The sequence below is a fragment of the Candidatus Methanogranum gryphiswaldense genome, assembly GCA_019262145.1.
Classification (GTDB): domain Archaea; phylum Thermoplasmatota; class Thermoplasmata; order Methanomassiliicoccales; family Methanomethylophilaceae; genus Methanogranum; species Methanogranum gryphiswaldense.
Map to the genome: position 1 here is coordinate 681843 of CP076745.1, position 12171 is coordinate 694013.

Here is a 12171-nt window from a genome sequence, read left to right on the forward strand (position 1 = left end):
TCATGACTGATCAATTTGACGACATTACCGTTACAGTCTGTCCCGGCATCACCAAAGATGGAAGACTTGAAAAATTTGAGCCAATAAAAATCTGTCCAGGAGACACTATTTCAATTGTCGGACCTACCGGTTCCGGTAAGACCGCATTTATCAACGATATTGAGGTATTTGCACAGGGCGATACGGTTACAGGACGTAATATCAAGGTGAATGGTGCGGCTCCTCCGGAGATGTTCATCAGAGATCCGGCATGCAAACCCATTGCTATGATAACTCAGAATACCAAATGTTTGGCTGATTTGAAGGTTGATGATTTTCTTAGGATGCATGCATCTACAAGAAAGAATTTTGCAAAAGATATCGTTTCGGAAGTAGTATCTCTTGCCAATCAATTCACAGGTGAAAAGATCAGTCCAGATTCAAGGATATCCTCGCTTTCAGGCGGGCAGACCCGTTCACTTATGATCGCAGATGCTGTATTGATCTCAAAAGCCCCCATTCTTCTCTTGGATGAGATAGAGAATGCCGGAATATTCAAGGATGTGGTCATATCCAAATTAAGGGAATATAAAAGGGCAGTCATTTTTGTTACGCATGACCCATACGTATCCCTCCTATCTGACCGCAGGATAGTGATGAAAGGCGGAGAGGTAGTTGCGATACTGTATCCCAAGGAGACTGAAAAGGAGGCCCTTGTTGCAATTCACAATATGGACATATTGTTCTCTGAGATCCGTGAAAGGATAAGGATCGGCGAATTGATAGAGGGTGGATTGAATTGAATGTCAGGCTGATGGTAGTGGCTGGTCCACCCAGTGTAGGTAAGACATCCGTGATCAAGAAGATGATAGAACATCTTTTGCCAGATAAGAAGGTGGCCTATCTGAAGATAGATGTGGTTACGGCGTTCGAAGATGAGGAACTTAGAAAGGAATATGGAATACCTACCAAGAAAATCTACTCGGGTGACATGTGTCCAGATCATATGGGCATCATGGTGATACGCGATGCTATCGATTGGGCTGAGAGTGAAGGTGCGGACGTTCTTATTTATGAGAGTGCAGGACTTTGTTTGAGATGCACCCCATATCTTAGCAATTCCTTCGGCATATGTGTGATGTCAGTACTTTCGGGAACGCATGCTCCATTGAAGATGGCTCCAATGATAGCGTTGTCCGACGTATGTGTGGTCACAAAGACGGATCTGATATCTCAGGCAGAGAAAGAGGTCTTCAGGGAATCAATACGTCAGGTCTCACCCGATATGGATATCATCGAGACCAATGCTGTTCAGGGTACTGGCATGAGATATCTTTTCCGTTTGATGGATTCTGTGGATAAGATCGACGATATATCTACATTGGAATTGAGAGGAGTGCCGCCTCTTGGAGTATGTACCATCTGCATAGGTAAGAAGAGTGTTGGTTGGCAAAATCATTTCGGGGTCATAAGGAGGATGGAAGATGGGGACAACATATACCGCGGAGAATGAATGGTCCCCACCTGGTAAGAACTGTGGGCTTTGCGGTCTAAGCTCATGTGAGGAACTCGTACTAAGGATCAGGGAGGGAAAGACCGGTCCTGAAATATGTCCTTTCTTTTCTTCGAAAGAGAAGATCTCAGATGTAAAAATGATACAGAGTTACAGTGGCGTCGATGTTGTTGGCCAGCACTATTCATTCGTGATGCAGCCGATACCAGGGGAGATTTCGGCTAGAAAGATCATTCTGCCATTCAGACCAGATCTGGTGGAGAAGTGGAGCATCGTCAAAGGGGACATTGTCGTAGGACGTCCTGCAGGAGCTGGGTGTCCAGTCCAGCACGTGATAAGAGTAATGGAAGCTGATGAGGTCACAGGAGTGATAAAAGGGCATGTAGTTGGTCCGTCCTTTTCTCGTGGAAAGGATGTTAAAGATGTAGTGGCATATCACATGCTTGGGTTCGAGGGTATGGCTGTGCCAATAACCGAGGAACCTCAATTCGGTAAAAGATACAATTTCCTGCCAGGCTTTTGTATGATGGACAGGTCTCATACAGGTCTTGTCAACATGGTGATAAAGAAACCATGGGGATTGAATGTTCGTGTAGAAGACATAATAATATTGTGATATTTATGAAGGACATAGATAGCGTTCAAAAAAGTATATCTGAAAAGAAGGCAAAGATATACACGGCGTCAGAATTCAAAGATAAGATCCGCAGGGGGGATAAGATATGTTTGAGTGATGTGGATGCTGTGACGTGCGGCACATTCGGTGTGATGTCAGGTACGATGATGGTCCTTACAGTGCCGGTGACAGCACCAGCCGTTTTCAAGAAAGCAGATCGCATCGAATTGAACGGTGTGCCAGGCAATGTGGGTCCATGTCCCAATGAATCATTAGGCATCGTGGATTGCATTGTTTACGGTACGGCACACAGAGATCATGATTATGGTGGGGGACATCTTTTCAGAGATATCGTAGAAGGCAAGATCATCGAGGTCAAGGTCTGGTCGGAAGATAAGATATTCATTAATCACATCACAAAAAAGGATCTTATTTTTTCCAGGATGATCTTGACGCGTGGTGCTTTTAAGAATTATACCTGTTTTTTCAATGGGTCGTCGGATACATATGATACCATATTTTCTGGGAAGGGCGGTATAAGAGGGAATCTTTCTGAGGCAACGGTCAGTGGTTGTGGTGAGATCAATCCACTGCAGAACGATCCAGATATGAGATATATCCGTCCAGGTGCTTCAGTATTATTGAACGGTTCTCCTGGAATTGTTCTTGGTATGGGCTCAAGAGGTTCTGTTCAGAAACCCAATCTTTCAATAGCTGCGGATGTAGAGGACATGGTTCCAGAATACATGGGCGGTTTCAAGACATCTGCCGGTCCGGAATGTCTTACATCGGTTGCATTCGTAATACCTGTAACGGATGAAAGGTCTTTGAAAGATGTTTCAATTCTGGACGAGGATTCGGCTCTTCCTTTGGCAGACGTGCATGACAGAGTAGTAAGGTCCAAAGATGCATATTCATCTGTCTGGCAGGGTACCGATCATGATATAAAGGCAGATATTTCAAAATGTATCCATTGTGATATTTGCGAAGCAGCAGAGAATTGTCCTGTGGATGCATTGGTATCAGGGGGGATCAAGGATGAGAAACGCTGCATGTCATGCGGTTATTGTGCATCCACATGTGTAGGCGGTGTTTTTACTGCTGAAATGGGAAGTGTAGATCATGAAGGGAAGGAAATTCCGATAATCATCAGACAATCATCACGTATCATAGCGGACGAACTCTGTGAGAATTTAAAGAATAAGGCTGCCAGGGGCCAATGGAAACTGAAGGTGTTCTGATGGGTAACTATGTTTTGAGATGTTTGGAGGGCCATGAACTTGTTGATGAAAATTACACACTTACCTGTTCTTCCAATCATAAGGGACTTCTCAGGACCGAATATAGTGAAATGCAGTTAGGACCTAAGACATATGGAGGGATATTCAAATTCTTCGATTGGCTTCCCGTGCATTCCGTGATAAAGACCCGTTCAGGACCAGTGGTGTTCCGTAACGAGAAGATATCCAAGGAGCTTGGACTGAAGGATCTCTGGATAGGGTTTACAGGATATTATCCTGAGAGGGGTGCATATGTAACATCTTGCTCTTTCAAAGAGCTGGAGGCATTGCCTACGTATGCCAGGCTGAGGGATTGCGGCGGAGGTACGATACTTCTTGCATCTGCAGGCAACACTGCAAGGGCGTTTGCACAGGTTGCTGAGGACATAGGAGAAAGATGTGTCATCGTCGTACCAAAGAAGTCTAAAGACAGATTGAACCTAACAAAGGATACGGGAAGGGTCAGGTTGTTCACCGTTGATGGAGATTACACGGATGCGATACAGATGTCCGACCGTATCGCTGCACTTGGTGGATTCGTTTTAGAAGGAGGCGCCAAGAATGTCGCCAGAAGGGATGGCATGGGGACTGTAATGCTCGAAGGTGCGTTATCGATGGGTAGGATGCCGGATCATTATTTCCAAGCGGTGGGAAGCGGTACTGGAGGTATTGCCGCATGGGAAGCGTGTCTTCGTCTGATGAAGGATGGTCGTTTTGGAAATAAGCTTCCAATATTGAATCTTGCACAGAACATGCCGTTCGCACCAATGGTAAAGGCATGGAACGCAGGTCGTAAAGATATACTGCCGGAAGATCTTGGAAATGCGTCAGCGGATGAAAATGCGGTTTATGCTGATGTACTCACCAATCGTAAACCTCCGTATGGTATCAAAGGCGGGGTCTTCGATGCAATGACAGATTGTAATGGCAGATTCTTAGGGATCTCCAATTCTGAGGCTCGTTCTGCAGAGAAATTATGGTGTTCCATGGAATCAGTTCGTCCAGATCCTGCAGCGTCAGTAGCATTGGCATCGTTGATAAAGGCCATTGAGGATGGATCAGTATCACAGAATGACAAAGTATTTTTGAATATGACGGGAGGCGGTCTTGAACGTGCAAAGGAAGAATTAGGTTTGACGACCGTGAAGGCAGAAGCGAATTTAGACACCAGTCTCTCTCAAGACGATCTGAGGAGGATCATAAATGAATGAACAAGAAGTAATTGACATTCTAAAATCAGAAGGTGTGGACCTGGTCGCGAGTTTGCCCTGTGACCGTAATAAATGTTTCACATCAATGCTATATGACAATTTTCAGGTAGTCGATCTGACGCGTGAAGAGGACGGAGTTGGAATATCTGCTGGTGCTTTCATGGGCGGCATGAGGCCGATAATGTCTATACAGAGCTCCGGTCTAGGGAATATGATGAACGCACTGATGTCGCTAACATCCTTCTATGGGTTTCCTTTGCCTATTTTGGCAAGTTGGAGAGGTGTGGACAACGAGAATATAGAAGCGCAGAAAGCATTCAATTTGAAGATACCTCAGATGTTGGAGGCATTCGGGATCAGATATGCGATCATCAAAGATGTCAAAGACATGCCTGTCATAGGTAAGATGATACGTGGTGCGTTCGAAGACAATGCGATCACTGTGATCCTCATCTATCCAAGCTTCTGGGGAAGCTCTGCGGATTTTAATTTGGATTACCCATCAAGAGTTCATGAGGTATCATTCAAAATTGAAAAAAAGGTCACACAGCCTACACTGACAAGATTGAAGGCGATAGGTTCGGTCATGTCATGCATAAATGACGATGATATCGTCGTGTCCAATATAGGTGTGCCGTCCAAGGAGGTATTTGCGTCCAAGGATCGTAATTTGAATTTCTATATGCTTGGAAGTTACACACAAGCAACTCCGATAGGTATAGGATTGGCGATCTCTACCAAAAGGCAGGTTTACGTCATAGATGGCGATGGAAGTCTTCTAGGTTCCTCGATATTGCCTGTCGTCGCGTCCATGTCCCTTCAGAATCTAACTATCATATGTTTGGACAATGGTACATACGGTTCTACAGGAAACCAGATCAATCAAGCTTATTCTGTGGTCGATATGGAATCGGTGGCGAAGGCATACGGAATACGCAATACCTCTTCTGTATCGGAGGAGGAAGGTATCGTGAGAGCAATGCGTTCTTCAAAACATATGATGTTCATTCAAATAATGATAATCCCCTTCAATTCCAAATCACCTAATATCAGTTATTCGGCAGATGAGATCAAGAGAAGGTTCATTGATAGTATATGATCGAAAATATGCATTTCTGTATCAAGGAAACGGAGATGAATATCACCGTGGATGATAGTTTCAAAGATAATATCGCTGATTATGTGAGAGAGGCACGGAGCAGTATCGAGGACAAGATACGTTCCGATCCGTTCTTTGGCATCACATACGATCCATATTCCCCATCTGATAATGATGATACACTTATTCGGCACATGTGTTCGGCATCTGTATCTGCAGATGTTGGTCCTATGGCATCTGTTGCTGGTGCAGTTGCATTGCATGTTATAGAAAGATTGAAGGACCAAGGTTGTACACATGCTGTAATTGACAACGGTGGGGACATAGCGTTGATGTGCGATCATGAGATAATAATACGCGTATATTCAGGAAATGACATCACAGAGGACATAGGTATGATAATACCCAAGACAGATGGTATTTTGGGCATATGTTCCTCGTCAGGAAAGATAGGACATTCTGTATCGTTTGGGAATTCGGACGTGTGCACCGTTATATCCGAAGACCCCATTCTTTCGGATGCATGTGCCACTTCGCTCGGGAATATGATCTCGGAAGAATCTGATCTTCTAGCATCTTTGGAGAAGATCTGTGAAGTGGAAGGTGTGAGAGGATGCTTCGCATTCATAAACGGTGCCATAGCGTCCTGTGGCGATCTTCCGGAGTTTATTTTATTGGAAGGAGATGACAAACAATGAAGTATGGTGGATTGGAGCCAAAGGAATTCGATTCTAATGCAGTGATGACAATTCCTGAATATGACAGGATACATGAGAACGTGGTAGACATCGTGGCACACTCTGGTGTAAAACCAGGTACATGGTTGGATACAGGATGCGGGACCGGTAAGTTGGTATCCATCTGTATCGATAGATATGATCATACCGATTTTATAATGGCAGATCCAATGGAAGGGATGTTAGAGATCGCCATGAAACGTGCAGGTCCACGTCCAAGATATATTTGTTCTCCGACAGATAAGTTAGATCTGTGTGATGAAAGCATAGATGTGATCACAGCAGTCCTTTCCCATCATTATTATTCTCCAGCTGAAAGGATAGTTGCAGAAAAGAATTGTTTCAGGATGCTTCGCCCAGGCGGCATATTCGTTACTGTGGAGAATACTGCACCGCGGACGGAAAAGGGACTTGCGATAGGTTTGGAAATATGGAAGGAAAAGCAGCTTTTGGCAGGTAAGACCCCAAAAGATTCGGACGACCATATGAAAAGATATGGTACCGAGTTTTTCCCTATCGGAATACAGCAGCACATCGAGCAATTGAGTGATATAGGATTCAGCACGGTCGAGATCTTCAGGCTTTCATACATTCAAGCTGGATTTTACGCTATAAAATGATATTCATCCTCAGATAGCAGCAATATGTTTTTTGACCATACACTGTATATGGTCTTCCATGGCAGTTAGACAGGTCAACAAACTAGTACGTGACAAGATACCCGCGGTCATCATGGAGTCCGGAGCCGTACCTGAATTCAGGATATTGAATGAAGAGGAATTCTTCAAGGCTTTGGAGGACAAACTTTTCGAAGAAGTAGAAGAATACAAAAAAGATAGAAATCTGGTGGAACTGGCAGATATCTATCAAGTAGTGATATCCTTGTCCGAGGTCCTGGGCGGAGGACGCAGAGAATTAGATTACATTGCAGATGAAAAAAGAAAAGAACGTGGCAAGTTCGATATGCGTATTTTCTTGGAAACAGTTTCTGAGTGATCATGAGTTCTGATAGGGGGAGCCCATCATTCTGACAGCGTTGCCATGATCTGTATAGAAATCTGGCAGGAACTCGGTTTCAATGAACCCCCTTTTCTTATAGAATTCTCTGGCATTTAGATTGGAATCCCTCACTTCGAGTTGTATCATGGAGCATCCATGCAGTACAGATGCCATTTTGAACTCTTTTAAAAGTTGATCCCCCACGCCTGTTTTTCTGTATCTATCGTCCACGGCAATAAGTGATATTGTGGATCTGTTATTGTTGAGGAGTGCTCCGCAAAGGAATCCTATGGGTTTTCCGGTGTTGTCGCATGAGACCAACTGTCCGTTTGGCCATTGGAGGATAAAAAAATTGAATGTATCAGGAACATAATACTGATCTAGACTGGCACATGTTATCCGGTATACAGTACCAATGTCTTCTCTTTTCATTTTTCTTACGACAGGCATTTGATTCAACCTTTTTTTCTTGATATTGCAATTATTGTTCCTATTATAGCAATGGTGATAGCCGATATGCACGCCAACAGATCTTTTTCTTCTGAAAATAGACTCTTCAAATCTGAATTATCGTCCTTGGATATCTTTTCTACGGTGAACGTGTAGTTTGCACTATATTTTGTATCTTCGATAGTGACATCAATATAATGTTCTTCGGCTGTGAGGTCTTGTAGTAGAAGTTGAGGTGTTTTTGTGATCATTTTATCACCGCCGTCCAGGGACCAAAGATATGTTACAGAATTAGGGCCTTGAACTGTGAATAAACATAGATCATCATGTTCCAAAATACCTTTTTGCATGATGATATTCAAATCCTCTATATCGGTAGTGTTGTTATTGTTCCAGTCCTCCATGAAATATTCAAGGAAGAATCTGTTCACACCTTCAGAATAGATGATGATCGCAATCTCTCTATTATTCAAGAAAGAGTTCTCCGTCCAATTCACGGAGCCTATCCATGTGATGTCATCGTCTATCAATATTCCTTTGTTGTGTGTTGTCCCAAAACCCTCTCCACCATCAATATAACAGGCTTTTACGCCAGTTGTGGTGTTGATGAGGTTCACGACCGATGAAACATCGGATATGGAGCCGTCGAGAATGAATTTGCAATCAATAGCCTTGTTGGAAGCTGTATTCATCCAGGATATGGGAGAATCATCTTCTAACAGGGAATATGAGCTACCGAGGTCAAGTTGTTCAGAATATATGCTTTCTGTAGCTTCATCAATCAATTCATTCAATGCATGATATGAGTTGTCAGGAGAAAGAACGGGAACCAATTGAGCATCATACCATACCTCTTCATATGATGTTGAGGAGGGAGTATATTCAAGTGACCCAGAATATTGTTTTAGATCCGGATACCTCTGCATTAATTGATCAACATCTCCGAATGAAATATCGCGGTCATTTTTCCATATAACCTCCATATAATCAGCGTATTCTGAACTTTTGATTATGGCTCCCCAACCTCTGTTGGCAGAATTCGAATCGCTCATATTGCTTATTGTCCAATTCTCTGAGGTGATGATGACGGTATCATTGTCAACGACCGCATATTTGTTATGGAAGAATGAATACCTTTCATAGTTTCCTGCCTCAGCGGTATTGATGAGCCAAACTTCTCCTCCTGAATCTACTATGGAGCACATTAGTGAAAGTTCTGTGCTGATATCGTAATTCAAAGGATCTCCTTCCAGTATTATCTTTACATCCACATGTTGGTCCCCGGTCCTTTCTTCGAGATCTATGAGCAATGCTACAAGATTCTTGCTGGTAAGCTGGTATATGGAGATCAGGACCTCTTTGTTGGCCCCTTCAAGTGCATCGTATATAGGTTCCCCATCGGATTCTGGGAAGGTGAATGGCATTATTTCACATTCAAATGGATCATTAGGATCGAACGATATGTTGGTATATCCGGCTTTGGTCTTTATCCAATCTTCGGATGTGTCGGTGTCCATGATGCCAGTTCTCAAGATGTAACAGTTAGAGGATATTGGAACAGGATCGCCTGACCACCCAGTAGTTACGCTTCTATTTCCATAGCAAACCACATCTATTGTTGTGGAACCGCTTATGAGAGTAATATCGTCACCGGAATTATTCAATGCAAAGTTACCTGTTTTAACAATTCCATCGGTACCTACTGCATGAACGTTTTCTCTGGACGAGAACCATTCTTGATTCTCTGTTCTTATCGTAACTGTAAGGCGGGAATCCTTTTTTATCACAAGAGAAGAGCCGAATGCGATAGTCGCTTCCCCGTCCGTGACTTTCATGCCACGTAGGTCAAAATCGTTTGAGCCATAGTTATAAAGTGAGAATCCCTCGTTTCCGTATGGATCAATTTCGTATATTCGAATAAGTTCTTTGGATTCACCGTCTGAATTTTCAACTATGAATGGAACAGCGAGCAATATGGATATGACGATAATAAAAAGGGGGGCCCTCCTCAAGATGTTCGATCCGAGCATCGAGCGGAAGGCCATTTTATCACTCAAAGGTATTTTACTAGATCCAGCATGGTTGCGCGCGGGTCCTTGGACTTGATCACGCCTGAAGCTAAAAGAACTCCGTCCGCTCCCAATTCCAAGGCAGTCTTTACGTCTTGTCCGGTCTTAACCCCTGCACCGCATAGAACAAAAATCTTTCCGTTCACGGATTTCACAGATTCAACAGTATTCTCTACGATCTGAGGGTTAGCGGATGTGACAGATATGTCACCGCCTATGAGTTCAGGTGGTTCCACCGCTATAAAATCTGGATGGTGATGAGCGATCAGTGTAGCTGCTTGTACTGTGTTCGCACAGACGACAGTTACCAGATCACATCCTTTTGCCAACTCAAGACACTCTTCGATAGCACTTATGGACACCTGGTGTTCAGAGTGGTTGATCAATGTTCCCACGGCTTTGGTTGCCTTAACCATAGATGGTGTGACCCATCCTGTGGAAGATCCGGGTGCATGTGGATCTATATTCTGTGAAAGAACAGGTATCTTCACTTCTCTGGCAATTAATCCGAGTTCGACCATCGGAGGGCATATTGCGATCTTGATACCGGTTTCTTCGGAAACGGATTCACACATTCTTGCTATCTCTAATGATCTTTCGCCGTCTGCCTCGCGGTAGGCTTTGAAATTCACTATGATTGCCGGTTTTGATATCGGTCTGCTGTTCAAGGTTTCGCCTCGATCATTCAACATCTTTCTTCTTGTGGCAGCTGCTCTTTTTAGGAGTTGCTTCAAGATCTTCGAATCTGTCCTTCAGTTCTTTGAGAACCTCGGGCCTGGATGTGTATTCCATTTCTTCTGCACCTAGTATTGAAGGTACAAACGGTCCCTGAGATCTCATGAACTTGCTGGCCTTGATAGAATTGCTGCGTGCGTGGTCAAATGTTGGAGATCCAAAGAAATCTACTGGAATGTGCTCTCCATCCTTAGAGTTCATTGGTTCAAGTCCCTGAAGGTGTCCTTCATTGAGCTGGAATCCAAGACAGCATATTCTCGGAGGTCCGTCAAAGTATGTGGGGTCCGAATCTTCTGGTGAACATGGATACAGTGCACCGATGTGTGAGCCTCTCATCCATCCTGCGACAAGCATGGTGTAATTGATGAAGGGCTGTGTGTATTCTCCAACTGAAGGAAGACCACTCTGGCATCTGCATATGCAGACTGGGTCATCCTTTCCGATGTATTTTCCTGCTGTAAGGTTTAACTTATCCGTGGACACAACGCAGGCAGGGCCGATTCCAGCTCTTGAATTAACTCTTTTTATTGCGTACCTGGATGTATCTCCTAGAAGGGAAAGTATGCTCCAGGCTTCTTCTGGGGCGGACATTACTACTTTTTTATGATCCATAACATCTTGGATCTCAAAATCAAATCCCTGTTTGGCCCTGGCATCTATAACAAGTCCGGTGGTCGTGAAAGGATCAAGGAAGATCCTTGTCAGGGGAAGAGAGTATGCGGATGGTTCTGTTTTATCTGCCATAAAGAACAGAAGGGGTTCTGAACCTCTCTCGACAAAGGACATCTCTGCTGAACCTGGGCCAGCTCCTTTAACGTTACCCGAGAAGGCATCTGTGAGGATGTCTTGTCCGGCTGCGTACAGTTTCATTGATTTGGCGATCTTTGTCGCTTTTTGGAAACAGTCCCATGCAGCGCTGTGAACTTCTTTGTTATTCTCCCCTTTGTAGTGGGTCATGTAGAGATTAATATCATCTCCTACACGTGTGACATAGAAATCCTCGATGACGCCGGCCTTCTGTTGTTCTTTCAGAATGTCTTTAGACGCTTGAAGCATTGATGGGTGAGGTCTGGAGTGTCCAACTACGGACCCAACATCTGCTTTTATAATTGATACAGTGACTTTTTCTGCAGCCATGAATTCACCATTGTTGAATGGGTGTCGGTTAGTGTTCTGAATTATAATAATGTTTTTCATACAGTTAGGAAGTAATATCGTCAAAAATCTCAACCGTCGGTAGAACAAAATATCGGAATGATATATTCCCCAATATTGTTGGATGTTAAACATCCGGAAGTGATTTAGATGATGGAAAACATGAAAGCCAAAATGGTAGAGAAGATGTCGAATAAGAAGAGTGATAAAGAAAAGAATTACACGCTTCACATTATCGGTGCCATTGTGATAGTGGCTTTGGTCATTACCGCGTTCAGCTATTGGTTCCCGTTAAATTGAATCTTCATTAAAGTGGCCCTTTAATGGG

General features: G+C 43.7%; 14 protein-coding genes. 10 read left to right on the plus strand and 4 right to left on the minus strand.

All coding sequences use genetic code 11. From position 1 onward, the window contains the following. The first annotated feature begins 2 nt into the window (after positions 1-2). From KRP56_03500 to KRP56_03540, 9 genes are read left to right on the plus strand one after another with little or no spacing between them, the layout of a single operon-like run. Positions 3-782, plus strand: a complete 780-nt coding sequence (locus KRP56_03500; protein UAL08321.1) for an ATP-binding cassette domain-containing protein — start codon at positions 3-5, stop codon at positions 780-782. After that, positions 779-1492: a cobalamin biosynthesis protein gene (locus KRP56_03505; GenBank protein UAL08322.1), complete on the plus strand. Its 714-nt coding sequence runs from the start codon at positions 779-781 to the stop codon at positions 1490-1492. The genes KRP56_03500 and KRP56_03505 overlap by 4 nt, the downstream gene beginning before the upstream one ends. Beyond that, positions 1464-2108 (plus strand): Fe-S cluster protein, encoded by a 645-nt coding sequence (locus KRP56_03510; GenBank protein ID UAL08323.1) that lies wholly within the window; start codon positions 1464-1466, stop codon positions 2106-2108. Before KRP56_03505 ends, KRP56_03510 begins: the two co-directional genes overlap by 29 nt. A gap of 5 nt (positions 2109-2113) precedes the next feature. Continuing rightward, positions 2114-3349 carry a methanogenesis marker 16 metalloprotein gene (locus KRP56_03515; protein UAL08324.1) on the plus strand — a complete coding sequence of 412 codons (1236 nt, stop codon included), beginning with the start codon at positions 2114-2116 and terminating at the stop codon, positions 3347-3349. Further along, entirely contained in the window at positions 3328-4599 is a 1272-nt protein-coding gene (locus KRP56_03520; protein UAL08325.1) for a cysteate synthase, read from the plus strand. Before KRP56_03515 ends, KRP56_03520 begins: the two co-directional genes overlap by 22 nt. Beyond that, positions 4592-5698: a sulfopyruvate decarboxylase subunit alpha gene (gene comD / locus KRP56_03525; GenBank protein UAL08326.1), complete on the plus strand. Its 1107-nt coding sequence runs from the start codon at positions 4592-4594 to the stop codon at positions 5696-5698. The genes KRP56_03520 and comD overlap by 8 nt, the downstream gene beginning before the upstream one ends. An 8-nt stretch (positions 5699-5706) precedes the next feature. Continuing rightward, positions 5707-6396 (plus strand): UPF0280 family protein, encoded by a 690-nt coding sequence (locus KRP56_03530; protein UAL08327.1) that lies wholly within the window; start codon positions 5707-5709, stop codon positions 6394-6396. After that, positions 6393-7055 (plus strand): class I SAM-dependent methyltransferase, encoded by a 663-nt coding sequence (locus KRP56_03535; GenBank protein UAL08328.1) that lies wholly within the window; start codon positions 6393-6395, stop codon positions 7053-7055. The genes KRP56_03530 and KRP56_03535 overlap by 4 nt, the downstream gene beginning before the upstream one ends. A gap of 58 nt (positions 7056-7113) precedes the next feature. Continuing rightward, positions 7114-7431, plus strand: coding sequence for a nucleoside triphosphate pyrophosphohydrolase (locus KRP56_03540; protein ID UAL08329.1), 318 nt, complete (start codon positions 7114-7116; stop codon positions 7429-7431). On the opposite strand, the gene KRP56_03545 is transcribed toward KRP56_03540, so the two are convergent. The 4 genes from KRP56_03545 to KRP56_03560 are packed head-to-tail and all read right to left on the minus strand — an operon-like array spanning position 7432 to position 11825. Continuing rightward, positions 7432-7866, minus strand: coding sequence for a GNAT family N-acetyltransferase (locus KRP56_03545; protein ID UAL08330.1), 435 nt, complete (start codon positions 7864-7866; stop codon positions 7432-7434). 23 nt (positions 7867-7889) lie between these two features. Next, complete coding sequence (locus KRP56_03550; GenBank protein ID UAL08331.1) at positions 7890-9929, minus strand: hypothetical protein; 2040 nt, start codon at positions 9927-9929, stop codon at positions 7890-7892. 8 nt (positions 9930-9937) lie between these two features. Next, complete coding sequence (gene tpiA / locus KRP56_03555) at positions 9938-10591, minus strand: triose-phosphate isomerase (protein ID UAL08447.1); 654 nt, start codon at positions 10589-10591, stop codon at positions 9938-9940. 43 nt (positions 10592-10634) lie between these two features. Next, positions 10635-11825: a fructose-1,6-bisphosphatase gene (locus KRP56_03560; GenBank protein UAL08332.1), complete on the minus strand. Its 1191-nt coding sequence runs from the start codon at positions 11823-11825 to the stop codon at positions 10635-10637. 168 nt (positions 11826-11993) lie between these two features. On the opposite strand from KRP56_03560, the gene KRP56_03565 reads away from it, so the two are divergent. Beyond that, on the plus strand, positions 11994-12143 hold the full coding sequence (locus KRP56_03565) for a hypothetical protein (protein UAL08333.1): 150 nt from the start codon (positions 11994-11996) through the stop codon (positions 12141-12143). The last annotated feature ends 28 nt before the right edge of the window (positions 12144-12171 follow it).